The 24,457-nt window shown below is 69.1% G+C and carries 25 protein-coding genes; 10 read left to right on the forward strand and 15 right to left on the reverse strand.

Annotation, left to right across the window (positions count from 1 at the left end; genetic code table 11):
* Positions 1-67 precede the first annotated feature (67 nt).
* The 6 genes from LOZ83_RS12130 to LOZ83_RS12155 all read right to left on the reverse strand — a co-directional run bounded on the left by LOZ83_RS12130 (position 68) and on the right by LOZ83_RS12155 (position 7,038).
* Positions 68-1,624 (reverse strand): flavin monoamine oxidase family protein, encoded by a 1,557-nt coding sequence (locus tag LOZ83_RS12130; RefSeq protein WP_236790550.1) that lies wholly within the window; start codon positions 1,622-1,624, stop codon positions 68-70.
* A gap of 138 nt (positions 1,625-1,762) precedes the next feature.
* The gene (gene pyrE, locus LOZ83_RS12135; RefSeq protein WP_374202660.1) at positions 1,763-2,311 is read right to left on the reverse strand and encodes an orotate phosphoribosyltransferase; all 549 of its coding nucleotides are present in this window, start codon (positions 2,309-2,311) and stop codon (positions 1,763-1,765) included.
* Positions 2,312-2,362: 51 nt separating this feature from the next.
* On the reverse strand, positions 2,363-3,127 hold the full coding sequence (locus tag LOZ83_RS12140) for an SDR family oxidoreductase (protein WP_236790552.1): 765 nt from the start codon (positions 3,125-3,127) through the stop codon (positions 2,363-2,365).
* Positions 3,124-3,816 carry a hypothetical protein gene (locus LOZ83_RS12145; RefSeq protein ID WP_236790553.1) on the reverse strand — a complete coding sequence of 231 codons (693 nt, stop codon included), beginning with the start codon at positions 3,814-3,816 and terminating at the stop codon, positions 3,124-3,126. Before LOZ83_RS12145 ends, LOZ83_RS12140 begins: the two co-directional genes overlap by 4 nt.
* Before the next feature lie 69 nt (positions 3,817-3,885).
* The gene (gene clpB / locus LOZ83_RS12150; RefSeq protein ID WP_236790554.1) at positions 3,886-6,486 is read right to left on the reverse strand and encodes an ATP-dependent chaperone ClpB; all 2,601 of its coding nucleotides are present in this window, start codon (positions 6,484-6,486) and stop codon (positions 3,886-3,888) included.
* Positions 6,487-6,588: 102 nt separating this feature from the next.
* A complete protein-coding gene (locus LOZ83_RS12155; RefSeq protein ID WP_236790555.1) occupies positions 6,589-7,038 on the reverse strand; it encodes a MarR family winged helix-turn-helix transcriptional regulator in 450 nt (149 codons plus the stop codon).
* 335 nt (positions 7,039-7,373) lie between these two features.
* On the opposite strand from LOZ83_RS12155, the gene LOZ83_RS12160 reads away from it, so the two are divergent.
* Together LOZ83_RS12160 and LOZ83_RS12165 are read left to right on the forward strand one after the other, a co-directional pair.
* Positions 7,374-8,546: a globin domain-containing protein gene (locus LOZ83_RS12160; RefSeq protein WP_236790556.1), complete on the forward strand. Its 1,173-nt coding sequence runs from the start codon at positions 7,374-7,376 to the stop codon at positions 8,544-8,546.
* Positions 8,547-8,561: 15 nt separating this feature from the next.
* Positions 8,562-9,260, forward strand: a complete 699-nt coding sequence (locus LOZ83_RS12165) for a dienelactone hydrolase family protein (RefSeq protein WP_236790557.1) — start codon at positions 8,562-8,564, stop codon at positions 9,258-9,260.
* A gap of 31 nt (positions 9,261-9,291) precedes the next feature.
* Here the strand turns inward: LOZ83_RS12165 and LOZ83_RS12170 are convergent, their stop codons facing one another.
* The 5 genes from LOZ83_RS12170 to LOZ83_RS12190 all read right to left on the reverse strand — a co-directional run bounded on the left by LOZ83_RS12170 (position 9,292) and on the right by LOZ83_RS12190 (position 14,314).
* Positions 9,292-9,720 carry a heat shock protein transcriptional repressor HspR gene (locus LOZ83_RS12170; RefSeq protein ID WP_236790558.1) on the reverse strand — a complete coding sequence of 143 codons (429 nt, stop codon included), beginning with the start codon at positions 9,718-9,720 and terminating at the stop codon, positions 9,292-9,294.
* Complete coding sequence (gene dnaJ, locus LOZ83_RS12175; RefSeq protein WP_236790559.1) at positions 9,720-10,901, reverse strand: molecular chaperone DnaJ; 1,182 nt, start codon at positions 10,899-10,901, stop codon at positions 9,720-9,722. The genes LOZ83_RS12170 and dnaJ overlap by 1 nt, the downstream gene beginning before the upstream one ends.
* Before the next feature lie 27 nt (positions 10,902-10,928).
* Entirely contained in the window at positions 10,929-11,621 is a 693-nt protein-coding gene (gene grpE, locus LOZ83_RS12180; protein WP_236790560.1) for a nucleotide exchange factor GrpE, read from the reverse strand.
* A complete protein-coding gene (dnaK, locus tag LOZ83_RS12185) occupies positions 11,618-13,474 on the reverse strand; it encodes a molecular chaperone DnaK (RefSeq protein ID WP_236790561.1) in 1,857 nt (618 codons plus the stop codon). Before dnaK ends, grpE begins: the two co-directional genes overlap by 4 nt.
* A 180-nt stretch (positions 13,475-13,654) precedes the next feature.
* Positions 13,655-14,314 carry a DUF4097 family beta strand repeat-containing protein gene (locus LOZ83_RS12190; protein ID WP_236790562.1) on the reverse strand — a complete coding sequence of 220 codons (660 nt, stop codon included), beginning with the start codon at positions 14,312-14,314 and terminating at the stop codon, positions 13,655-13,657.
* Between the two features lie 145 nt (positions 14,315-14,459).
* Here LOZ83_RS12190 and LOZ83_RS12195 point away from each other — a divergent pair, with 145 nt between their 5' ends.
* The gene (locus LOZ83_RS12195; protein WP_236790563.1) at positions 14,460-14,996 is read left to right on the forward strand and encodes a YbhB/YbcL family Raf kinase inhibitor-like protein; all 537 of its coding nucleotides are present in this window, start codon (positions 14,460-14,462) and stop codon (positions 14,994-14,996) included.
* Positions 14,997-15,186: 190 nt separating this feature from the next.
* Here LOZ83_RS12195 and cynS read toward each other — a convergent pair whose 3' ends face one another.
* A complete protein-coding gene (gene cynS, locus LOZ83_RS12200) occupies positions 15,187-15,630 on the reverse strand; it encodes a cyanase (RefSeq protein WP_236790564.1) in 444 nt (147 codons plus the stop codon).
* Positions 15,631-15,718: 88 nt separating this feature from the next.
* Between cynS and LOZ83_RS12205 the strand changes: the two genes are divergently transcribed.
* Positions 15,719-16,501 (forward strand): dienelactone hydrolase family protein, encoded by a 783-nt coding sequence (locus LOZ83_RS12205; protein ID WP_236790565.1) that lies wholly within the window; start codon positions 15,719-15,721, stop codon positions 16,499-16,501.
* On the opposite strand, the gene LOZ83_RS12210 is transcribed toward LOZ83_RS12205, so the two are convergent.
* Together LOZ83_RS12210 and LOZ83_RS12215 are read right to left on the reverse strand one after the other, a co-directional pair.
* Positions 16,464-17,024 carry a TetR/AcrR family transcriptional regulator gene (locus LOZ83_RS12210; protein WP_236790566.1) on the reverse strand — a complete coding sequence of 187 codons (561 nt, stop codon included), beginning with the start codon at positions 17,022-17,024 and terminating at the stop codon, positions 16,464-16,466. The two genes, LOZ83_RS12205 and LOZ83_RS12210, sit on opposite strands and share 38 nt — an antisense overlap.
* Entirely contained in the window at positions 17,021-17,347 is a 327-nt protein-coding gene (locus LOZ83_RS12215; RefSeq protein ID WP_236790567.1) for a multidrug efflux SMR transporter, read from the reverse strand. Before LOZ83_RS12215 ends, LOZ83_RS12210 begins: the two co-directional genes overlap by 4 nt.
* A gap of 125 nt (positions 17,348-17,472) precedes the next feature.
* Here LOZ83_RS12215 and LOZ83_RS12220 point away from each other — a divergent pair, with 125 nt between their 5' ends.
* The 5 genes from LOZ83_RS12220 to LOZ83_RS12240 all read left to right on the forward strand — a co-directional run bounded on the left by LOZ83_RS12220 (position 17,473) and on the right by LOZ83_RS12240 (position 23,834).
* Positions 17,473-19,719: a (Fe-S)-binding protein gene (locus LOZ83_RS12220; RefSeq protein ID WP_236790568.1), complete on the forward strand. Its 2,247-nt coding sequence runs from the start codon at positions 17,473-17,475 to the stop codon at positions 19,717-19,719.
* A 103-nt stretch (positions 19,720-19,822) separates the two neighbouring features.
* Positions 19,823-20,473 (forward strand): DUF742 domain-containing protein, encoded by a 651-nt coding sequence (locus LOZ83_RS12225; protein WP_236790569.1) that lies wholly within the window; start codon positions 19,823-19,825, stop codon positions 20,471-20,473.
* 9 nt (positions 20,474-20,482) lie between these two features.
* Positions 20,483-21,484 carry a cation diffusion facilitator family transporter gene (locus LOZ83_RS12230; RefSeq protein ID WP_236790570.1) on the forward strand — a complete coding sequence of 334 codons (1,002 nt, stop codon included), beginning with the start codon at positions 20,483-20,485 and terminating at the stop codon, positions 21,482-21,484.
* 39 nt (positions 21,485-21,523) lie between these two features.
* Positions 21,524-22,222 carry a TetR/AcrR family transcriptional regulator gene (locus tag LOZ83_RS12235; RefSeq protein ID WP_236790571.1) on the forward strand — a complete coding sequence of 233 codons (699 nt, stop codon included), beginning with the start codon at positions 21,524-21,526 and terminating at the stop codon, positions 22,220-22,222.
* On the forward strand, positions 22,215-23,834 hold the full coding sequence (locus tag LOZ83_RS12240; protein WP_236790572.1) for an acyl-CoA dehydrogenase family protein: 1,620 nt from the start codon (positions 22,215-22,217) through the stop codon (positions 23,832-23,834). The genes LOZ83_RS12235 and LOZ83_RS12240 overlap by 8 nt, the downstream gene beginning before the upstream one ends.
* On the opposite strand, the gene LOZ83_RS12245 is transcribed toward LOZ83_RS12240, so the two are convergent.
* Complete coding sequence (locus LOZ83_RS12245) at positions 23,816-24,178, reverse strand: CAP domain-containing protein (RefSeq protein ID WP_236790788.1); 363 nt, start codon at positions 24,176-24,178, stop codon at positions 23,816-23,818. The genes LOZ83_RS12240 and LOZ83_RS12245 overlap by 19 nt on opposite strands.
* On the opposite strand from LOZ83_RS12245, the gene LOZ83_RS12250 reads away from it, so the two are divergent.
* Entirely contained in the window at positions 24,066-24,353 is a 288-nt protein-coding gene (locus LOZ83_RS12250) for a hypothetical protein (protein WP_236790801.1), read from the forward strand. The two genes, LOZ83_RS12245 and LOZ83_RS12250, sit on opposite strands and share 113 nt — an antisense overlap.
* Positions 24,354-24,457: the final 104 nt, after the last annotated feature.

Consider the following 24,457-nt stretch of genomic DNA (forward strand, 5'->3'; position numbering starts at 1 on the left):
GTCCCCTCACCTCCGAAGATACTCTCGGTTTCGCGGGAAATGGCAGGTCGAAGCGTGTGACGCGTGATCAACCACCCGCTTGGACACGCGAATGGAGTGCGGTGACCACTTTCCGTGCCGAATCGAATGCACCGTTCTGCCATGCGATCCAATAGCTGAGCCAGTCGCCCGCGAAATAGACGCGTCCCTGCGACTGGTTCAACAGCGCGTATTCACCTGTCGTGCGCGAGGGCCAGCCGACCCAGCCGGCCTCGAGGTACGGGGTGCGGTGCCAGGCGACGGAGAAACTGCTGGCCAGCTGGGCGCGGTACTTCTCGCCGTGGATCTTCACACCCTGGGCGACGGCGCGCTCGAGGCGCTGGTCCGGGGTCAGGGCGCCGTAGGTCCGCGCGTTCGTGCCGGTGTTGTAGTAGCCGACGATCGTGCCGCGCCTGCCGTGGAATCCGTACGACGGGTACCAGACATGCGTGAGGTCTAGGTCGGTCTCGGTGATCCCGCCGTAGATCCGGTCCTCGGCCTCCCACCAGCGGTTTCCGTACTCGAGCCCGATCTTGCCGACGGGCGTCAGGGTCGGTGTCCGGAGCGCTGCGGTCACGGCGTCGCCGAGGTTGGTGGGCACGCGCGCCATGATGTGCGGTGGCAGCGCGGCCACGCAGTAGTCCGCGGTGATGGTGCGCTCGCCGGTGCCGTCCCGGTAGGCCACCTCGACGCCGTTGGCGCGGTTCGTCACCCGCGTGACCTCGGCACCCAGGCGCACCTTTCGCGTGCCGATCGCGTGGTAGAGCGCCATCGGGATCGCGTCCATCCCGCCGACGGGCTGCATCATCGTGATCGCCTGGTCGTACTCGAACTCGAACGTGAAGGTCCGGCCCAGCCGCGCGGCGAGCACATCGGACAGCGAAGGCGGCGGCCCGAGGATCACGCCCGGGGTGTCGCCGGCGCCCGGTTCGACCGAGTAACCGCGGCGGCTGCTGCCGGTGTAGCCGAAACCGTCGGCTTTGCCGCCGATGTCACCGAAATCCTCGAGGAACGTGATGAGACGGTCCTTGTCGTCCGCGGTCAGTTCGGCGTTGAGGGCACCCTGGTCGATCGCCTTCGACAACAGCTCGGACACGTAGCCGTAGACGTCGGCCTTCGCGGTCCGGTACCGGACCGGCGGCTTGCCGTCGAAGTACAGCAAGGCGTTCGCGTTCTGGTTGAGGAACGGCTGCACCTCGACGCCGAGCTCGCGGCAGTAGTCGAGCGTGACGTGGGATTGCGGCAGCCGGGCCGGGCCGGCGTTGAGGTACTGACCGTCGCTGAACCGCGCGGTCTGCTTGTGGCCGTCGAGATCGGTCTCGGTGGTGCCGCCGCGGACGGTCCAGTTCCGCCCGCCGACCCGGTTCTTCGCTTCGAGGATCGTGCAGTCGTAGCCGGCCTTGCCGAGTTCGTAGGCGGTGGCGAGGCCGGCGATGCCGGCGCCGAGGATGACGACCTTCGTGTGGCCGCCACCCCGGGCCGGTGGCTGGTAGTCCGCGGCGGCGATCGCGGGCGCGGTGAGTCCCAGCGCCTGCATCGACTCGAACATCACCCCCGCGCCGCCGGCGATCCCGATCGACTTCAGCAAGCTTCGGCGCGTGATCATGTGCTTCAGCTTCCGGCGCGCCGCGGTTCGGCCGGATGACGCGAGGATGTCGAACGTGTTGGTAGCCCGCACGGTTTGTTTCCGGCCGCGGTAACAACTGATGATCAAGAAACCGGACGGCCGAACCGGTTGGTGCGCTCAGCCGAGCCCGAGATCGTCGGACGTCAGCAGGTACCGGTACGCCAGGCCTTCCTTCTCGATCGCTTCTCGCGCACCGGTGTCACGGTCGACGACGGTGGCGACGCCGACGACCGTCGCGCCGGCCTCGCGCAGCGCCTCGACGGCGGTGAGCACGCTCGCGCCCGTTGTGGACGTGTCGTCGACGGCCAGCACGCGCTGCCCGGACACCTCGATGCCCTCGATCCGGCGCTGCATCCCGTGCTGCTTGGTGGCTTTGCGGACGACGAACGCGTCGAGCACCATGCCCGCGGCCGCCGAGGAGTGCAGCATCGCGGTGGCGACCGGGTCGGCGCCGAGCGTCAGCCCGCCGACGGCGACGTAGCTCCAGTCGGTGGTGAGCTGCCGCATCAGGCTGCCGATGAGCGGGGCCGCCGCGTGGTGCAGCGTGGCCCGCCGCAGGTCGATGTAGTAGTCCGCTTCCTTGCCGGAGGAGAGCGTGACTTTGCCCTGTACCACGGCGAGATCCGTGACGAGTCGTGCCAGTTCGAGTTTCGCGTCTTGATCGATCGCCGGTTTCACCACGCCAGAGAGTCTTACACAGACCCCCGACAGGATTCGTCAGGTGCGGCCGCGTCCGCCGATGAGCCCGCTGATCCGCCGGACCAGCCCGCGCGGCACGAACTGCCCGAGCGAGACGATCGCCTTGTACTGCCTGCCGGGAACCGAGATGACCTTGCCGCGGCGCAGATCCGCGAGCCCGTCCGCGACGACGCGCTCGGCGTCGAGCCAGAACGGTTCCGGGAACGGGATCACGATGCCGGCGCGCTCGTGGAACTCGGTGTGCACGAACCCGGGGCACAGCGCGGTCATCCGCACGCCGCGCGGCAGCCCGGCCGCGATGCCTTCGGTGAACGCCGTGACCCAGCTTTTGCTTGCGGTGTAAGTGGAGCCGCGGCCGGAGAAGAACCCGGCGACGCTCGACACGTTGAGGATCTCGCCGGCGCCGCGTTCGATCATGGCGGGCAGCGCCGCGTGCGTCAGCCGCAGCACGGCGGTCACGTTGATGTCGAGCTGGCGCTGCAGGTCGTCGACCGGCGCCTCCCAGAACTCCTTCGCCAGCCCGATTCCGGCGTTGTTGACCAGCAGATCGACGGGCTCCTTCGCGAGCCTGTCCTCGACGACGGCACGGCCTTCGGCGGTGGACAGGTCCGCGGGCAGCGCCGTCGCGGTGATCCCGTGTTCGCGCGCCAGTTCCGCCGCGGTGGCCTGCAGCCGCGACTTGTCGCGGGCGACGAGCACGAGGTCGTAGCGCTCACGCGCGAGGTGCCGGGCGAACGCCGCACCGAGGCCCGACGAGGCACCGGTGACGAGCGCTGTGCTCACGCCTTCTCCTGCTGCTCCGGTGCCTGCCAGTGCCGCCCGCCGGGCGCGGCTTCCTCGTCAAAAGGGTCGACGATGTCGGCGATCTCGCCGAGATCGCGCAGCAACCGCTCGAGCCGGGACGGGCCCGCCTGCGGCGCCGCGCTGCCGAGCACCCACTCGCCCTCCAGCCACGCCACGCCGACGTCCCCGCCGAGCCCGTCGGCGGCGTCCACCAGCTCCTGAGTGATCAAGCGGCGTGCGGGCTCCGGGTTGTCGGCGAACGCGTAGCGCTGCCCGACCGGGCCGAGCAGCTCGGGCATGTCGGGACGCTGGAACGGCACGCTCGCGAGCCACAGCTCGACCAGCGCCGGGTGCACGCGGTTGCAGCGGACCGCGACCACGACGGCCGGGATCTGGCCGTTCGCCTCGATGTCGAACACGAACACCGGGCGCCGGCCGTCCGAGGTGAACGTCGAACCGGCGACGACGTTGACCGCCGCCTCCGCGCCGAAGTAGCCGATCGCGCCACCGGACCACTGTTTCGCGAGCCGCTCGTCCTCCTCGACGAACTGCCATCCGCGCAGGTCAGCCCACCGCATGCGCTCCCGGTTGCGGGACCCTTCTCTGGTCCGGTCGGCGGCGAGCAGCACTAGGCCCACCACCAAGGCGACGGCGGCGATGACGAACCAGACCCACGCTGGAATACCCACCCGCACAGGGTATCGTCACGGGCCGCTGAACCAAGATCAGCGGCCCGTGTCGATACCACTCGTTCGGGTTCAGGCCCTCGACACGGTCAGCGCGTTGCCGGCTTCGAGCTCCGGGATGTCGACCCGGACCGTGTCGCCGTCGCGGATCTCGCCGGCCAGCAGCTTCTTCGCCAGCTGGTCACCGATCGCCGACTGCACCAGCCGCCGCAGCGGCCGCGCGCCGTAGATCGGGTCGAAACCGTTGAGCGCCAACCATTCCCGGGCACCCGGCGTGACGTCCAGGGTGAGTCGCCGCTGCCCGAGACGGGCCGCGAGACGGTCGACCTGGATGTCCACAATGGAGGTCAGCTGCTCGGTGTCGAGCTGGTGGAACACCACGATGTCGTCCAGCCGGTTCAGGAACTCCGGCTTGAAGTGCCGCTGCACCGTGGAAAGCACCGCGTCCCGCCGCTGCCGCTCGTCGAGCGAAGCGTCCGCGAGGGCCTGCGAGCCCAGGTTCGACGTCAGCACCAGGATGGTGTTGCGGAAGTCGACCGTCCGGCCCTGGCCGTCGGTCAACCGCCCGTCGTCGAGGACCTGCAGCAACACGTCGAACACGTCCGCGTGCGCCTTCTCGACCTCGTCCAGCAGCACCACCGAGTACGGCCGGCGCCGGACGGCTTCGGTCAGCTGGCCGCCCTGGTCGTAGCCCACGTAGCCCGGGGGCGCCCCGACCAGCCGCGCGACACTGTGCTTCTCGGAGTACTCGCTCATGTCGATCCGGGTCATCGCCCGCTCGTCGTCGAACAGGAACTCCGCCAGCGCCTTCGCCAGCTCCGTCTTGCCGACACCGGTCGGGCCGAGGAACAGGAACGAACCCGTCGGACGGTCGGGATCGGCGACACCGGCCCGCGTGCGGCGAACCGCGTCGGACACGACCGTCACGGCTTCCTGCTGGCCGACGACGCGCTTGCCGAGCTCCTCCTCCATCCGCAGCAGCTTGCCGGTCTCGCCTTCCAGCAGCCGGCCGGCCGGGATCCCGGTCCACGCGCTCACGACGTCGGCGACGTCATCCGCGCCGACCTCTTCCTTGAGCATCACGTCCGCGCCGGAGGAACTGGCCGCGGTGTTCTGCTGCGCGCCCTCGAGTTCCTTTTCCAGCGCGGGAATCCGGCCATAGCGCAACTCCGCGGCACGGCCGAGATCGGCGTCGCGCTCGGCGCGATCGGCCTCGCCGCGCAACTGTTCCAGCTGCTCCTTGAGGTCGCGGACCTTCTCGATCGAGCCCTTCTCGTTCTGCCAGCGCGCGGTCAGCGCGGTCAGCGCCTCACGCTTCTCCGCCAGCTCCGCCCGCAGCGCGGCCAGCCGCTCCTTCGAGGCGATGTCCTCTTCCTTTTCGAGCGCCATCTCCTCGATCTCGAGGCGCCGCACCGCCCGCTCGACCTCGTCGATCTCGACGGGCCGCGAGTCGATCTCCATGCGCAGCCGGGACGCGGCCTCGTCGACCAGGTCGATCGCCTTGTCCGGCAGGAAGCGCGCGGTGATGTACCGGTCGGACAGGGTCGCGGCGGAAACCAGTGCGGCGTCGGTGATCCGGACACCGTGGTGCACCTCGTAGCGCTCCTTGAGCCCGCGCAGGATGCCGATCGTGTCCTCGACCGACGGCTCGCCGACCAGCACCTGCTGGAAACGCCGCTCCAGCGCGGCGTCCTTCTCGATGTGCTGGCGGTACTCGTCGAGCGTGGTCGCGCCGACCATCCGCAGCTCACCGCGGGCGAGCATCGGCTTGATCATGTTGCCGGCGTCCATCGCGCCCTCGCCGGTCGCACCCGCACCGACGATCGTGTGCAGCTCGTCGATGAACGTGATGACCTGGCCCGCCGAATCGGTGATCTCCTTGAGGACGGCCTTCAGCCGCTCCTCGAACTCACCGCGGTACTTCGCGCCGGCGACCATCGAACCGAGGTCGAGCGCGACAACTCGCTTGCCCCGCAAGGATTCCGGCACGTCGCCGGCGACGACCCGCTGCGCGAGACCCTCCACGATGGCGGTCTTGCCGACACCGGGCTCACCGATCAGCACCGGATTGTTCTTGGTACGCCGGGAAAGCACCTGCACGACGCGGCGGATCTCGTTGTCCCGCCCGATCACCGGGTCCAGCTCGCCCTTGCGCGCGCGCTCGGTGAGGTCGACGCCGTACTTCTCCAGCGCCTTGAAGGTGCCCTCCGGGTCGGGGCTGGTGATCCGCGCCGAACCGCGCACCTTGGTGAACGCCTCGCGCAGCGCGTCCGGGGTGGCGCCGTGCCGCTTCAGCAGGTCGGCGACCAGGCCGCCCTCCGCGGCGAGGCCGACCAGCAGGTGCTCGGTCGAGACGAACTCGTCGCCCATCTCGGTCGCGAGCTTCTGCGCGTGCGTCAGCGCCTTCAGCGCCGGGGTGTCGAACTGCGGGGTGGACACCGTCGCGCCGGTGGCCGAGGGCAGCCCGTTGGTGATCGGCCCGAGTTCCGTGCTCACCTGCGCCGGATCGGCGCCGACCGCGGTCAGCAGCGGGCCGGCGATTCCGTCGCTCTGCGCGAGCAGCGCGCCCAGCAGGTGCGCCGGTGCGATGCTCGGGTTGCCCGCCACGGTCGCCGCCTGCGCCGCCGACGAGATCGCCTGCTGGGTCTTCGTCGTCGGGTTGAAAGCGTCCATCCCACACTCCATGTCGAACGTCAGTCCTGGAGACAGCCTCCCGCATGGGCCATCGACAAGCACAACGTCAGAAAAGTTGAGTGTGTTCCGCTCAAGTATGAGTTAGCCGAAGGTGCGGCGCATGGCGTCGTTCATCGACTCCAGACGATCGGTCAGCGCGGTGACCTCTTCCTCGGTCCAGTCGTTCAGCGCGGCGCGAACGAACTCGAGGTGCTTCGCGCGCCAGCGCTTCAGTTCGGCCAGGCCCCGCTCCGACACGCTGACCAGCGCGGCGCGGCCGTCCTCGGGTGCGGGCCGGCGCTCGACGAACCCCGCGGCGGCCAGCTGTGCGATCTGCCGGCTGATCACCGAGACGTCGACCATCTTGCGCTTGGCCAGTTCCGACGGGCGGGACTCGCCGTTCATCGCGAGATCACCCAATAGCATGGCGGCAGCGGGATGCAGACCCGGGTCGCTGCGCTGCACGGAGGCGGTGACCCATGCCTGCATCAGCTGACCCGCGGTGCGTAGCTGCTGCAGGAGCTCGATCCCGGCGTCTTCGCTCAGGGTCATGGGGATGCCTCCTGATTGGTTGTTCCAAACAACTATACGCACGGTAATTGCCTGGAACAATGATCAGGCGCGTGAAACGGACCACTCGATGTCGCCCGCAGTTACCACCCGGACGGAGCAACTATAGGCGCAACTCGCCCTGAAGCCGTTACTCTGCGATCGAATCTCGTCCCACTCACGGGATTACGCTTGACCGAATGGGGTGGAATATTCGTGATCATTTCACCCAGTAACGACCGCTGTGGCCTGGTCCTGCCTTCCGGGGCCTTGCTATTGCGCGTTCGTGAATAATCGAGCGCGAGCATGAACGCGCACCCCGGAGCACCCCGAGACCGATGACCGCCGAACCCGTCAGCCCGCTACCCCGGTCCGTCCACCGGGAGGCGCCGCCCGCCGTCACGGCGATGGTGCGGCTCATCCAGGATTCCTGGGTGAAGGCGGAGCCGTACTTACCGGAAGTGACGCAGTTCTTCTACGGGATGCTCTTCACGCTCGCCCCCGCGACCCGCGATTTCTTCCCGATCAACATGGAAGTGCAGCGCAACCGGATGGTGCGGGCGCTGGTGCACGTCGTGCAGATGGTGGACCAGCCCGACGACCTGGTGCCGTTCCTGCGTCAGCTCGGGCGCGACCACCGCAAGTTCGGCGTGGTCCCCAAGCACTACGAGGCGATCGGCACCGCGCTGCTCGCCGCGATGCGGACGCAGCTCGGCCCGGACTGGACGCCGGAGGTCGAGCGCGCCTGGGCGGAGGCGTTCACCATCATCGCCCGCCAGATGCAGGAGGCCGCGGCCGCCGACACCAACCCGGCCAGCTGGTCGGCGATCGTCACCGAGCACCGGCGGCTGTCCTGGGACCTCGCGATGGTGCGCGTCGAACCCGAGCAGGCGATCCCGTACCGCGCCGGGCAGTACCTGAGCGTCGAGGTGCCGCAGCGGCCCCGGCTGTGGCGGTACCTGTCGCCGGCCAACGCGCCCCGCGACGACGGGTCGCTGGAGTTCCACATCCGCGCCGTCGACGGCGGCTGGGTCTCGCGCGCGATCGTCAGCCACACCCAGAAGGGCGACGTGTGGCGGTTCGGCCCGCCGCTGGGACGGCTGTACGTCGACCGCGAGTGCGGGCGGGACGTGCTGATGGTCGCCGGCGGCACGGGGATCGCGCCGCTGCAGGCGATGCTCGACGATCTGGGCCAGTGGGGCGAAAACCCGAAGGTCCGGCTGTTCTACGGCGGCCGCACGCGGGACGATCTGTACGCGCTCGAAGGCCTGCGGATGATGGCCTCGTGCAACCCGTGGCTGACGGTCACGCCGGTGATCGAGGGCGGGTCCGGACTGTCCGGTTGCGAGCAGGGCACGCTCGCGGACGTGGTCACCCGCCACGGCGCCTGGCCCGGTCAGGACGTGCTGGTTTCGGGCTCGCCCGGGATGATCCGGGCGACGGTGTCCCGGATGCTCGTCGCGGGTACCGCGCTCGATCAGATCAGGTACGACCCCTTCACCATTGATTGATTTAGGGTGGGCGCCATGGACATCCCCGTGGCGGACGGCACCATTCGCGGTTACCTGGCCGAGCCTCAGCAGGAGGTCTCCGGCGCGCCACCATGGCCCGGCGTCGTGGTGATCCACGACGCGGTCGGGCTGACCGAGGACGCGCGCAACATCACCAACCGGTTCGCCACGGCCGGATATCTCGCGCTGGCACCGGATCTGTACTCACGCGGCGGTCTCCTGCGGTGTGTGAAGACGGTGTTCCGCGAGCTGACGGCAGCGCAGGGCCAGGCCTTCGAAGACATCTCCGCCGCGCGGCAACTGCTCTCCGAACGGCCGGATTGCAGCGGGAAGGTCGGCGTGGTCGGCTTCTGCATGGGCGGCGGCTTCGCGATCGTCGCCGCGACGCAGGGCTTCGACGCTTCGGCGCCGTACTACGGTGGACTGCCGACGGATCTGTCCATTTTGGACGAAGCCTGCCCGATCGTGGCGAGCTTCGGCAAGCGGGACCCGAGCCTGAAGGGCACCGCGGCCAAACTGGAGCAGGAGCTGACCGATCGCGGGATTCCGCACGACGTCAAGGAATACCCGGACGCCGGGCACAGCTTCGCGAACCAGTTCCCGATCGGCCCGCTGAACATCCTGGCCCGCTACGCGGGCTTCGGCTACCACCGCGAGTCCAGCGAGGACGCCTGGCGCCGCGTCCTCGCCTTCTTCGCGCAGCATTTGCGCTAACCGCCGAGGCGCCGGAAACTCCGGCGCGTCGCTATTTCCGCCTGGGCTTCCACACCACCAACGACGTCTCCTGCCGGATGGGCACGAGGTCCTTCCGGTACGAGGCGTGCACCGCCGCCGCGGCTTGCTCGGCCGCGGCGTAGGCGACCGCCAGTTCCTCGGTGAGTTCGGTGATTCGCGCCCGCAGCGCATCGACCTGGTTCTCCAGGTCGATGATCCGCTTGATCCCGGCCAGGTTCACGCCCGACTCCTGGGACAGCCGCTGCACCTCGCGCAGCAGCGCGATGTCCCGCATGGAGTATCGCCGCCCGCCGCCCGCGGTGCGGCCCGGCGAGACCAGGCCCTGCCGGTCGTACGTGCGCAGCGTCTGCGCGTGCAGCCCGGACAGCTGCGCGGCCACCGAGATCACGAAGACCGGCGTGTCCTCGTCCGCACCATGGGGCAAGCCACCGAAAGCCATCACCGCTCCTTGAGCATCTCCGTGATCTCCGGCCTGGGATCATGCTTGGCCGACGCCTCCGCGAACGCTTCGAGCGCCTCCTTCTCCGAACCGTCCAGTTTGGACGGAACGGCGACCTGCAGGGTCACCAGGAGGTCACCCGTCGACCCGTCCCGCTTGGCGATGCCCTTGCCGCGCACGCGCAGCACCCGGCCGTTGTTCGTGGCCGGCGGCACCTTCACCGACACCCTGCCCTCCAGCGTGGGCACCGTGATCGTGGCACCCAGCGTCAGCTCGGCGAAACTCACCGGCACGGTGATCGTCAGATCGTTACCCGACCGGCCGAACACCTTGTGCGGGTTGACATGCACCCGGACATAGAGGTCACCGGCCGCGGCTCCGCCCCGGCCCGGCTCGCCCTGTCCGGCCAGCCTGATCCGCTGGTTGTCGTCGACCCCGGCGGGCACCCGCACGGTCAGCGTCCTGGTCTGGGTGCTGATGCCCTCGCCGTGGCATTCGGGGCACGGGTCGTCGATGATCTTGCCGCGGCCCCGGCACTCCCGGCACGGCTCGGAGAACGCGAACGCCCCCTGGCTGCGGCTGACCAGGCCCGAACCCTGGCAGACCGGGCAGGTCCGCGGGCTCGTGCCGGGCTTGGCGCCGTTGCCACCACACGTCTTGCAGGTCGCCGGGCTCGACAGCCGCAGCGGCAGGGTCGCGCCCTTGACCGCCTCGGCGAAGTCGATCCGGACATCGGTCTCGACGTCCGCGCCCCGCTGGGCGCGGGTGCTCGTCGTCGCACCGGCGGCACCACCGCGGCGGCCGAACAGGCCGCCCAGGATGTCACCGAGCCCACCGAAACCGCCCGCGTTACCGGCGGCGCCCTGGCCGAACAGGTCGTTCACGTCGAACGTGCCCGAGCCGCCACCGCCGGGGAAGTTGAAACCGCCCGCCCCCGCACCGGCGCCGAACAGCTGCCGCGCCTCGTCGTACTCCTTGCGCTTGGCCGGATCCGACAACACGCCGTACGCCTCGGAGACGGACTTGAACTTCGTCTCGGCTTCGGTGTTGCCGGGGTTCGCGTCCGGGTGGTTCTCCCTGGCCAGCTTCCGGTAGGACTTCTTGATCTCGTCCTGGGACGCCTCGGAGGAGACGCCCAGTTCGCGGTAGAAGTCCTTGCCGATCCACTCCCGTGCACTCACCGGACGTCTCCTCCCCTCTGCGTTGAATTAGTGATCGTTCTCATCTGGGAATTGCTCCACCGGCAGCTCACCTTCGACCGGCTGGTCGACCAGCGCGGCCGCGGCCGGCTCGTGATCGGTGACCCCGACCAGCGCGGCCCGCAGGGCGCGGTCGCCGAACCGGTAGCCGCGGCGCAGGACCGTGGTCACCGTCGGGCCCGCGACGTCGGGCGAGGTGCTGTGCTGCACCGCCTCGTGCACGCTCGGGTCGAAGGGCTCGCCCTCCGTGCCGAACGGCTCGAGGCCCGCCCGCTGCAGGCCGGCGACGAGCTTGTCCGCCACCGACTTGAACGCGCCGGTGAGATCGCCGTGCTGTTCGGCCCGCTCGAGGTCGTCCAGCAGCGGCAACAGGTCGCTCACCACGGTGGCCTTCGCCCCGAGGACCACGGCCTCGCGGTCACGGTCGACCCGCTTGCGGTAGTTGGCGTACTCCGCCTGGAGCCGCTGCAGGTCCGCGGTGCGCTCGGCGAGCTGCTTCTCGATGTCCGACTCGACGCCGACAGCATCGTCCACAATGGACTCGCCGAGCGAAGGCCCGCCGGCCTCCTCAGGGGCCGGCTCCGGCTCCGGCTGGCGTGCCTGACCGGTCTCGGGGTCGATCTTGCGACGATCCCGCACCACCACCGGTTCTGGCACCTCCCGCTCCTGCTCTTCGGTGTCCCGGAAGTGCTTCCCAGTCACTTCTTCTCGTCCTCGTCCACGATCTCGGCGTCGACCACGTCATCCTGCGGCTTGGCGGAGGAGGTACCGCCGTCGCCACCCGTGGCACCGGTGTCACCGGCGCTGGACTGCTGCGCGTTGGCGTACAGCGCCGTGCCCAGCTCCTGCGAAGCCGTGTTCAGCTTCTCGATCGTTTCCTTGATCTTGGCCGTGTCGGTGCCCTTCAGCGCCTCGTTGGCCTCGTCGATCGCGGTCTTGACCTTGCCCTTGATGTCCTCGGGCAGCTTCTCGTCGTTGTCCTTGACGAACTTCTCGGTCTGGTAGACCAGCGTCTCCGCCTGGTTGCGGGTCTCCGCCTCCTCGCGGCGGTTGCGGTCCTCCTCGGCGTGCGCCTCGGCGTCCTTGACCATCCGCTCGATGTCGTCCTTCGGCAGCGCGGAGCCACCGGTGATGGTCATCGACTGTTCCTTGTTGGTGCCCAGGTCCTTCGCGGTCACGTGCACGATGCCGTTGGCGTCGATGTCGAAGGTGACCTCGATCTGCGGCACGCCACGCGGGGCCGGCGGCAGCCCGGTCAGTTCGAACATGCCGAGCTTCTTGTTGTGCGCCGCGATCTCGCGCTCGCCCTGGAACACCTGGATCTGCACCGACGGCTGGTTGTCGTCCGCCGTGGAGAAGATCTCCGACCGCTTGGTGGGGATGGTCGTGTTGCGCTCGATGAGCTTGGTGAACACGCCGCCCTTGGTCTCGATGCCCAGCGACAGCGGGGTCACGTCGAGCAGCAGGACGTCCTTGACCTCGCCCTTGAGCACGCCGGCCTGCAGCGCCGCGCCGACCGCGACGACCTCGTCCGGGTTCACGCCCTTGTTCGGCTCCTTGCCGCCGGTCAGCTCCTTGACCAGGTCGGACACCGCGGGCATCCGGGTGGAACCGCCGACGAGCACGACGTGGTCGATGTCGCCGACCGAAATGCTCGCGTCGCGGATGACGTTGTTGAACGGCTGCCGGGTGCGGTCGAGCAGGTCCGAGGTGATGCGCTGGAACTCCGCGCGGGACAGGGTCTCGTCCAGGAACAGCGGGTTCTTGTCCCCGTCGACCGTGATGTAGGGCAGGTTGATGCTGGCCGAGTTCGAGCTGGACAGCTCGATCTTCGCCTTCTCCGCCGCCTCGCGGATACGCTGCAGCGCCATCCGGTCCTTGGTCAGGTCGATGCCGTGCGAGGCCTTGAACTTGTCGACCAGCCAGGTGACGATGCGCTCGTCCCAGTCGTCACCACCGAGGTGGTTGTCACCGCTGGTGGCGCGCACCTCGACGACGCCTTCGCCGATCTCCAGCAGCGAGACGTCGAAGGTGCCACCACCGAGGTCGAAGACCAGGATGGTCTGCTCCTTCTCGCCCTTGTCCAGGCCGTAGGCCAGGGCCGCCGCGGTGGGCTCGTTGACGATGCGGAGCACGTTCAGGCCCGCGATCTGGCCGGCCTCCTTGGTGGCCTGCCGCTGCGCGTCCTCGAAGTACGCGGGGACGGTGATCACCGCGTCGGTGATCTCCTCGCCGAGGTAGGCCTCCGCGTCGCGCTTGAGCTTCATCAGCACGCGGGCGCTGATCTCCTGCGACGTGTAGGTCTTGCCGTCGACCTCGGTCTTCCAGTCCGTGCCGATGTGCCGCTTGACCGACCGGATCGTCCGGTCCACGTTGGTCACGGCCTGGTTCTTGGCAGGCTGCCCGGTCAGCACTTCGCCGTTCTTGGCGAAGGCGACGATGGACGGGGTGGTCCGGGAGCCTTCGGAGTTGGCGATGACCGTCGGCTCGCCGCCCTCAAGGACGGCTACGACCGAGTTGGTCGTGCCGAGGTCGATGCCGACCGCTCGCGCCATGGTGGTTCTCCTCCTGTGCTGTATGCTGCCTGAGCTGCGGTGTCACGCCCGCCTTGAGCGGGCCCCGCGCAAGTTCTATCTCGCCGGACCGCTCCCGTCAAACCAGACTTGAGCCGGGGGCGCTCAACCTTTCTCCCGCTGCAACGACTGGCTTCGCGACGTTGTTCCCGGCTCGCCGTGCTAACTGCGCCGCACGGTGATGTCGCCGCTGGTGGCCTGGAGATCCAGCACGTACGGCCCGGCCGGGTCGGTCGCGATCTCGATGTTCCGGTCGCCGGAGGTGGTCCGCGCGTCGACCCGGTAGTGGTTGTCCGGTACCCGCAGGTCGACGTCCCCGCTGGTCGCCTCCGCGCTCACGTCCTGCGGCCCGGCGAGGCGGACGGAGATGTCGCCGGAGGTCGAGTGGGCCTTCACCGGACCGGTGGCGTCGTTCACGTCGATCTGGCCGGACGTGCTGCTCACGTCGGCGCTGACGCCCTGAAGTTCGATGTCACCGGAGGTGGCGTTGCCGCTGACGGTCGTCCCGCGCGGGACCACGATCTCGTAGTCCACGGAGCAGTTCGCGCCGCAGTCGGTGAGCACGAGCTGGCCGCCGTCCATCCGGTAGGTCTGGCCGGGCCGGGAGCCGGAGTACCGGAAGCGTTCGTGCACCGAGGTCGAGGTCACATCGCGGGCGCTGATCCGGACGTCCCCGGACTGGGTGTCCAGCCGGACGCTCTGCACGCGCTGCACCACCTGGGTCTGCGCGTCGGCGTGCTGGGGCCACCACCAGCCGACCGCGACGGCGACGCCAGCGCCGATGAGGACGATTCCCCCGATCGCCAGTGCCGGTCTGCCCATTGCGTCCTCCCCAGTCAGCTTTTCTGTGCACCAGACGCTAAGACCGGGCAGGACCCGGGGACATCAGGGAACGCCCCCGGTTCGACCCTGGGGTGTCCCCTACTTACGCTGCAGGCCTGATCTTGTTCGCGGACAAGGAGGACCGATGGCTCAGGCACCGAACCCCTACGACTTTCTGCCCCAGGTTTCCAGTTTCACCGTCACCAGTTCCGACGTGACCGACGGCGCGACGCTCGCCGCCCCGCAGACCAGCGGGATGTTCGGCGTGCCCGGCGGTGAGGACCGTTCGCCGCAGCTGTCCTGGGCGGGTTTCCCGGCGGAGACGAAGAGCTTCGCCGTGACCTGCTACGACCCGGACGCCCCCACCGTGAGCGGTTTCTGGCACTGGGCGGTGTTCAACATCCCGGTGTCGGTGACGGAGCTGCCGTCCGGTGCGGGCAACCCGGACGGCGAAGGCCTGCCGGCGGGCGCGGTGACGTTGAAGAACGACGGCGGTGTGCGGCAGTACCTGGGCGCGGCCCCGCCGGCCGGGCACGGGCCGCACCGGTACTACTTCGTGGTGCACGCGCTGGACGTGGAGACGCTCGACATCCCGGGCGAGGCGAGCCCGGCGTTCCTCGGCTTCAACCTGTTCAGCCACACCCTCGGCCGCGCGAGCATCGTGCCGGTCTTCGAAAGCTAAGTTCTGTTTCATAAGCGGCGGAGCCGCTTGCTGTGGGCCGTCAGCTCGCACCGCCGCGGGTTCTGAGGTGGTTCCTGGCGAGGACAGCTCCGACGTGGTGAATTGGCATTCATGAGGAGGAGATCCCGGAGCCAGGGGCCGCCTCAGGTTCCGCCACCCGCACCGCCACGCAGGCCACTTCCCAGCATCCCTACCACTGGTAGGGCAGGAACTTCCCGTCCAGGGTCACCACGACGCGGTCGCCGGCGGGATCGGGAACGCGCTCGACGTCCATCCGGAAGTTGATCGCGCTCATGATCCCGTCGCCGAACTGCTCGTGGATGAGTTCCTTGATGGTCGGCCCGTAGACCTGCAGGACCTCGTAGAACCGGTAGATGGTCGGATCGGTCGGCACCGCTGATTCCAGTGCGCCGCGGGTCGGCTGCAGGCGCAGCGCGAGTTCCACGTCCGCGGGCAGTTCGAGGATCTCCGCGGCCTTCTCGGCCTGTGCCTTGCTCATCGGGTGCTGGCCGAGCAGGGCCGCAGTGGTCCAGACCAGTGGGGCGCCGAGCGCTTCGGCGAGATCGGCCCAGCTCAGCCCCAGTCGCACCTTGGCGGCGAGCACGGCGTCGGCAGCGTCCTTCTTCGTCGTCATGCCCTCTGATCTTGCCGTGTTCGCCGGCCAAGCCACCAGAGCGAAAATGGTTGGCCGGGCACGAGGTGCCGCCGGTAGCTTTCGGCACGTGCTGCCTGTGGATTTCACCGCGGAGACCTCGTCGAACGGTGTCGTCGAACGCGATTTCGTCGTGGGCGAGGTCCCCGGCGTGCTCTGGTCACCCGCGTCCGGTTCCGAGCGCGCGCCGCTGGTGCTGATGGGGCACGGCGGCGGCCAGCACAAGAAGACACCGGCGCTGGCCGCCCGGGCCCGTGACGCGGTGACCACCTGGGGTTTCACCGTGGTCGCCATCGACGCACCCGGACACGGCGACCGCCCGCGCACCGCGGAGGACGAGCAGATCCGCGCCGGCCTCCGGCAGGCAATGGAGGCGGGCGACGCCGGGCGAGTCAAGTCGATCAGCGTCGCCTACGGCATCGCACTGGCCGAGCGCGCCGTGCCCGAATGGCAGGCGACCCTCGACGCCCTGCGGGAACTCCCCGAGATCGGCACCGAAGCGCCGATCGGCTACGGCGGTGGCATCACGCTGGGCACCGCGATCGGGATACCGCTGACGGCGATCGAGCCCAGGATCAGCGCCGCCATCTTCGGCGGCGGGTTCGTCGTCCACGACGGACTGATCGAGGCGGCGCGACGGATCACCGTCCCGGTCCAGTTCCTGCTCCCGTGGGACGACGAGCACGTCGAGCGGCAATCCGCACTCGCCCTGTTCGACGCGTTCGCCTCGGCGGAGAAGACGTTGCACGCCAACCCGGGCGATCATCGCAGCGTGCGCTGGTCCGGGCTGGACAAGGAGTTCCTGGCCCGCCACCTCAATGCGGCCGGAGCAGGTACTCCACCACCGGCTTGAGTTCCTCCGCGGTCGGCGGCTCGTCGTCGATGAGCCCCTGGATCAGCAGCCCGTCGATACCGGCCAGAAACGCCCGCAGGGCAACGAGATCGTCCGGCCGGACCATCGACGTGAGCACGTCGAGCCATCGTCGCGCGGCGGGCCGCAGCTCGGGGCGGCGGGCGGCGAGCAGGTACAGCTCGTACTCGGCCATCGTGCGCCCACGGCGCGGGCCGAGCGCTTCCGCGAGCAGACCGGCCACCTCCGTCGCCCCGAGGCTGCCGTGCGAGCGAGCGCTGTCGATGGTCCAGTACACCTCGGTCGCCATGTCCTTCGCGCACGAGATGAGCGTCGCGATCAGCAGTTCGTCGAGGTTCGCGAAGTGGTACGTCGTCGAGGTCGTGGGCACGCCGGCTTCCGCCGCGACGGTCCGGTGCGTCACGCCGGCGACCCCGTCCCGCTCGATCACTCGCAGGGTCGCCTCGATGAGGTCCTGTCGCCGCCGCTCACCGCGCGCCTTGCGGCCGTCCCGCTGGGCCTTCATTTCGCCGCCCCCAGTTCCAGCAGCACCACACCGCCGATGACCAGCACGAGCCCGCCGACCATGGTGAGGTTCAGGTGCTCGCCGAGGAACACCACCCCGATCAGCGCGACCAGGGCAACGCCCGCGGCCGCCCAGATGGCGTACACGACGCCGACCGGCAGCCCCATCTTCAGGATCAGGGCCATCAGGGCGAACGCCACGCCGTAGCCGGCGACCACGAGTAGCGACGGCACCAGCTTCGAGAAGCCGTCCGAGAGCTTCAACGAGACCGTGCCGGTCACTTCGGCCGCGATGGCCACGGCGAGCAGCAGATAGGCGATCACACGGCCAAACTACCTGAACGATCGTCCCGCTTTCTAGGGAGTTGTACGCCACATCAATTGGTTACTCACTGGTACCAGCCGTTAGTCTCCCGTCTACCACCACATACGGACGAAAGGGCCCGATCATGGGTGCTCTGCAGATCACGCTCGGCGTGGTCGGCGTCGCCATCAGCATCGTCGCTTGGATCGTGTTCGTCGCCGGCGTGTGGCGCATGGTGCGGATCATTCGCCTCGGCCAGCCGGACGCGACCCGCAACGGCCCTTTCCGGTCGCGCCTCGGCACGCTGATCAAGGAGTTCGCCGCGCACACGCGGATGAACAAGTTCCGGCACGTCGGCCCCTGGCACTGGATGGTGATGTGGGGCTTCCTGATCGGCTCGCTCGCCTGGTTCGAGGCCTACGGCGAGACGTTCGACCCGCACTTCCACTGGCCGATCATCGGCGCGTGGGAACCATGGCTGCTGCTCACCGAACTGCTCGGCCTCGGCACCGTGGTCGGCGGCATCGCGCTCGTGATCATCCGCCAGCTCAACCACCCGCGCCGCGCCGACCGGCAGTCCCGCTTCGCGGGGTCGAACTTCAAGCAGGCGTACTTCGTCGAGACCGTGGTGATCGTCGAGGGCCTGGGCATCCTCGGCGTGAAGGCGTTCAAGATCGCCTCCGGGGTCGAGGACCCGGCACTGTGGAGCAGCTTCGTCACCAAGCCGCTCGGTGAGATCCTTCCCGCGAGCACCGCCGCGGTCACCATCACCGCGCTGGTCAAGCTGCTGTCGGGGATGATCTGGCTGCTCATCGTCGGCCGCTCGCTGACGATGGGCGTGGCCTGGCACCGGTTCAGCGCGTTCTTCAACATCTACTTCAAACGCGAGGCCGACGGCGGGGTCGCGCTCGGCGCGCTCAAGCCGATGATGAGCGCGGGCAAGCCGCTCGACTTCGAGGAGGCCGACCCGGAGAAGGACGTCTTCGGCGCCGGCAAGATCGAGGACTTCAGCTGGAAGGGCTGGCTGGACTTCACCACCTGCACCGAATGCGGTCGCTGCCAGTCGCAGTGCCCGGCCTGGAACACCGGAAAACCGTTGTCCCCCAAGCTGGTCATCACGCAGCTGCGCGACCACGCCTACGCGAAGGCGCCCTACCTGCTCGCGGGCGGCAAGAAGGACATGGCGGGCGAGGAGGTCGGCCTCACCGGGGACAACCCGTACGCCGGCATCGACGTGCTCGCCATCGCCGAAGCCGACCGCGCGCTGATCGGCGACGACGGCGGCGTGCTCGACCCGGACGTGCTGTGGTCGTGCACCACCTGCGGCGCCTGCGTCGAGCAGTGCCCGGTGGACATCGAGCACGTCGACCACATCGTCGACATGCGCCGCTACCAGGTGATGATCGAGTCGAACTTCCCGAGCGAGCTGAACGGGATGTTCAAGAACCTGGAGAACAAGGGCAACCCGTGGGGGCAGAACGCCAAGGACCGGCTCGCCTGGGCCGACGACCTCGACTTCGAGGTGCCGGTGTTCGGTGAAGACTCTGCCGAGCTGCCTGCCGATACTGAGTACCTGTTCTGGGTGGGCTGCGCCGGCGCGTTCGAGGACCGGGCGAAGAAGACCACCCGCGCGGTCGCGGAGCTGCTGCACCTCGCGGACGTCAAGTACACCGTGCTCGGCCCGGAGGAGAGCTGCACCGGTGACCCGGCGCGGCGCGCCGGCAACGAGTTCCTGTTCCAGATGCTCGCGCAGCAGAACGTCGAGGTGCTCAACTCGGTGTTCGAAGACCGCCCGGCCGGCGCGCGCAAGATCGTCGTGACCTGTGCGCACTGCTTCAACACGATCGCCAACGAGTACCCGGAGCTGGGCGGCCAGTACGAGGTCGTGCACCACACACAGCTGCTGAACCGGCTGGTGCGGGAGAAGCGGCTGGTGCCGGTGGCGCCGATCGCGGACGACGTGACCTACCACGACCCGTGCTATCTGGGCCGCCACAACAAGATCTACGAGGCGCCGCGTGAGCTGGTCGGCGCGTCCGGCGCGCAGTTCCGCGAGATGCCGCGGCACGGCGACCGGTCGATGTGCTGTGGCGCCGGTGGGGCGCGGATGTGGATGGAAGAGAAGATCGGCAAGCGGATCAACCTCGAGCGCGTCGATGAGGCGCTCGGCACAGCGCCGTCGAAGATCGCGACCGGCTGCCCGTTCTGCCGCGTGATGCTCACCGACGGCGTCACCGCGCGCCAGAACGATGGCCTGGCGAACGAGAAGGTCGAGGTCGTGGACGTTTCGCAGCTGCTGCTCGACGCGGTCAAGCGGGAGCCGCAGCCGGTGCCGGCGCCCGCTGTGGAGCCGCTCCCGGCCGCCGAGGCGGATCCGCTGGAAATCGATTAATCGCGCGCACCCCCCGAACGGGGGTCGACAGCCACGTTATTCTTGACTTCCTCGCAGCCAGCGTTGTCGGCGAGACAATGTGACCTGCGCGAACGGGGCTGACATGGGCACGACCGCCGACGGCGATCCGGCTGACAAGCCGCCTGCCGCGCGTGCTGGTGCCCGCTTCCCGTCGGCGAAACAACTGGAACGGTTCGCCGGCGAAGCCCCCGTCGAGTCCACGGAATCGCGGCGGTCGCGCCCGTCGGGTGCGCGGTTTCCGACGGAGCGGCAGCTCGAACGGTTCGACGAACCCGAGGTGGTCGGCACCGTCGAACCGGAGCCCGACCCGGAGCCGGGCTGGCCCGAGCGCGAGCCCGCGCCCCCGGTGCCGCCGGTGCCCCGGTTCGGTGACGACATCCCGACCGAGGACGCGGTCGGCCCACGGGTCCGCCCCTATGTACTGACCAAGGGACGCACCCAGGCCACCCACGAACTCGCGCTGGAGACGATGGTCAACGTGCGTGCCGACGCGCGCTGGACCGGCAGCGCGCTGAACAGCGAGTACCAGCCGGTGCGCGCGTTGTGCGCCCGGCCGTTGTCGGTCGCGGAGGTCGCGGCCAACCTGTCGATCCCGCTCGGCGTGGCCCGGGTTCTGTTGTCCGATATGGCGGAATTGGGGTTGCTGCACATTCACGGCACCGAGCGAACCGCCGAAGGGCGCCCGCAGATGGCGCTGATGCGCCGGGTGCTGGCAGGGCTGCAGCGCCTTTAAGATCGGCCGGTGAGCGAGCAGGAGCCGGCGAGCGAAAGCACCCTGACCGTCGTACTGGCGGGTGCGGTCAATCTGGTCATCGCGATTATGAAAGCGGTCGCGGGTGTCCTCACCGGATCCGGCGCCCTGCTGTCGGAAGCGGCGCATTCCGTCGCCGACACGATCACCGAGATCCTGCTGCTGACCGCGTTGCGCCGATCGGGCAAGCCCGCGGACTTCGCGCATCCCTTCGGCTACGGCAAGGAGCGGTACTTCTGGTCGCTGCTGGCCGCGGTCTCGATCTTCGTCTCGGGCGCGGTGTTCTCGTTCTACGAAGGGTTTTCGACGGTTTTCGGCGAGCCGGAGGAACAGTCGAGGCCGATCGTCGGCTACATCGTGCTCGCCCTCTCGTTCGTGTTGGAAGGCGTGTCGTGGGCGCAGTCGATGCGCCAGGTGCGCCGCGAATCCCGTGAGCAGAAGCGCTCGATCTCCGCGTACCTGCGGCTGGTCGACGACCCGGCGCCGAAGTCGGTGTTCTTCGAGGACTCCGCCGCGCTCGTCGGTCTGGTGCTCGCGTTCCTCGGTCTGCTGCTGCACCAACTCACCGGGTCGTCGCTCTACGACGGCCTCGCGTCGATCCTGATCGGCGTGCTGCTCGCGGTCGTCGCGTGGAGCCTCGGCCTGACGAACCTGCGGCTGATCATCGGCAGGCAGGCGGATCCCGTTGTGGTGCGCGGAATCCGGGAGTTGCTGGCCGGCGCGCCGGAGATCGAGGCCGTGGTCGACCTGCAGACCATGTTGCTCGGCACCGACCAGATCCTGGTCTGCAGCCGGGTGGACTTCGACGACTCGCTCACCGCCGCGGACCTCGAACGCGCCTGCGTGCGCCTGGCCGGGGAGTTGCAGGTGGCCTTCTCCGACGTGACCGAGGTCTTCATCGAGCCGGTCCCGCGAACGGATCCCGAACTGCGCGCGGCCGTGCTGGCTCGCTACGGCGACATCGCGTCCCGCTACGGCCGCACCGCCGACTGACAGTTGCACGAAGAAGTGAATCGATGGTTCACTTCTTGTGTGCCGTACCGCCGGACCCCGCAGGTCCAGGCGCGCCTGGACGCCCAGCGCGCCGCGATCCTCGACGCCGCCGCCGAGTTACTCGCCGAGCGCGGGTACGCGGGCTGCTCCGTCGCGGCCGTGGCCGAGCGGGCCGGTATCGCCACCGGCACCGTGTACAAGCACTTCCCCGGCAAGGCCGAGCTGGTGGTCGAGCTGTTCCGGGGCGTGGTCGGCCACGAGGTCGAGGCGGTCACCGCGGCGGGCGAGTTGCCCGGCGATCCGGCGGAACGCGTGGTCGCCGTGTTCGAGACCTTCGCCGTCCGCGCGCTGAAGGCACCTCGCCGCGCGTTCGCGTTGCTGGCCGAACCCGTCGACCCGCCGATCGAAGCGGAGCGCATCGTGTTCCGCCGCAAGTTCCGCGACGTGGCCGCGAAGCACATCCGGGACGGCATCGGCCAGGGCCTGCTGCCGCCGCAGGACGCGATGCTCACCGCGGCCGGGCTCGTCGGCGCGGCCACCGAACTACTCGTCGGCCCGCTCACCACGGACACTGCGCCGATCGCTACCAATCCGACGGCAGTCACGGCCTATCCGCCTGGCGTAGGCCGGCTTGCGGTTGAGCGCTCTCGGCCTACTTTCGGTCGGATTGGTAACAGCGGCGCGGTCAGCGAACTACGCACCTTCATCCTGCGTGCCCTAGGAGGGTCCAATGCCTGACACCCATGAGGTCCTGAACCAGGCTCCGCCGCTCGTCTACGACGTCGCCGAGGACGCGGCGCTGCTCGACGGGCTGCGCCGCGAAGGCGCTGGCTGGGCCGAAGACGAACTGCACGAGCTCGGCCGGCTCGCGGGCAGCGAGCAGGGGCAGGAATGGGGCCGCCTGGCTCACGAGAACCCGCCGAAGCTGCACACACACGACCGCTACGGCCACCGCATCGACGAGGTCGAGTTCCACCCGGCCTGGCACGAGCTGATGACGGTCGCGGTCGGGCACGGGCTGCACGCGGCGCCGTGGCGGGACGAGCGTCCGGCCGCACACGTCGCGCGCGCGGCAAAGGTCGTGGTGTGGAACCAGACCGAGGGCGGGCACATCTGCCCGATCTCCATGACCTACGCCGCGATTCCCGCGCTGCGCTTCAACCCCGCGCTCGCCGCCGAGTACGAGCCGCTGCTCGCGTCGACCGAGTACGACTTCGGGCTGCGGGTGCCGAGTACCAAGCGCGGGCTCATCGCGGGCATGTCGATGACCGAGAAGCAGGGCGGGTCCGACGTTCGCGCGAACACCACGACCGCGCAGCCCGCCGGTGACGGCAGCTATGTGCTGACCGGGCACAAGTGGTTCACCTCGGCGCCGATGTCGGACGTGTTCCTCACCCTCGCGCAGGCGCCGGGCGGGCTGTCCTGTTTCCTGCTGCCGCGCGTGCTGCCCGACGGTTCTCGTAACCGGATCTTCTTGCAGCGCCTCAAGGACAAGCTCGGCAACAAGTCCAACGCGTCGTCCGAGATCGAGTACGACGGTGCCGTCGGCTGGCTGATCGGCGAGGAGGGCCGTGGCGTGCCGACCATCATCGAGATGGTCAACAACACCCGCCTCGACTGCGTGCTCGGCACGACTTCCCTGATGCGCCAGGGCATTGTGCAGGCGACCCACCATGCCGCGCACCGCCGGGCGTTCGGCGCGAACCTCATCGACCAGCCGGCGATGGCGAACGTGCTGGCCGATCTGGTCATCGAGTCGGAGGCCGCGACCACGGTCGCGCTTCGGCTGGCCGGCGCGACCGGTGACCCGGCGCAGGCCACGTTCCGCCGCCTCGCGCTCGCCGTCACCAAGTACTGGGTGTGCAAGCGCGGCCCCGCGCACACGGCCGAGGCGCTGGAGTGCCTGGGCGGCAACGGTTATGTCGAGGAGTCCGGGATGCCCCGGCTCTACCGCGAGGCGCCGCTGCTGTCCATTTGGGAGGGTTCGGGCAACGTCGCCGCGCTGGACGCGTTGCGGGCGATGGGCAAGCAGCCGGAGACCGTCGAGGCCTTCCTCGGCGAGGTCGAGTTGGCGGCCGGGGCGAACGCCCGGCTGGACGACGCGGTGGCACGGCTGCGCAAGGAACTGTCCGATGTGGACGAGATCCAGTTCCGCGCCCGGCGGCTGGTCGAGATGATGGCGCTGGTGCTGCAGGGTTCACTACTGGTCCGGTACGCGCCCGCCGCGGTTTCGGACGCCTTCTGTGCGTCCCGGCTCGGCGGCGACTGGGGTATCGCGTTCGGCACCCTTCCGTCCACTGTGGATACCAAGGCGATCATCGAGCGGGCGCGTCAGAACCCGAAGTCCTGAACCCAGTACCAGCCGGACTTGTCGAGCCCGACGCCGAGCTTCTTGTAGGAGCAGTTGAGGATGTTGCGGCGGTGGCCGTCGGAGTTCATCCAGAGGGTCATCGTCTGCGCGGCGGTCGTCGAACCCTTCGCGATGTTCTCGGCGGCCGGGCTGGGATAACCGGCCGCCTTGATCCGCTGGTCGAAGGTCACGCCGTCGGGGGTGGTGTGCGAGAAGTAGTCGCGGTCGGCCATGTCCTCGCTGAACTTCTGTGCCGCGGTGCCGAGCCTGCTGTCCTCGGTGAGCGCGCCACAGCCCGCGGTCGCGCGCTGCTGGTTGACCAGGGCGAGGATCTGCTGGGCGATCGTGGACGGCGGTGGTTTGCTACTGCTGCTGGTCGTCGACGGCGGCGGTTTCGGGGTGGAGGTCTTGCTGGAGGGCGGGGAGGGCGGTGCGCTCGGGGTGGTGCTGCTCGGCCCGGGGGAAGCCGAAGGCGTCGTCGTGCTCGGCACCGTGCTGCTGCTGGGCGCCGGTTGGTAGGTGGGAACGAAATTCGTGTCCGCCACGCGCAGATGGCGGTCGTCTTGGCCGTTCGTCATGACAAGCAGCACGCTCGCGGCGACAGCGCCGCCGGCCAGGGTGCT

The sequence above is a fragment of the Amycolatopsis sp. GM8 genome (assembly GCF_021653975.1).
GTDB lineage: Bacteria > Actinomycetota > Actinomycetes > Mycobacteriales > Pseudonocardiaceae > Amycolatopsis_E.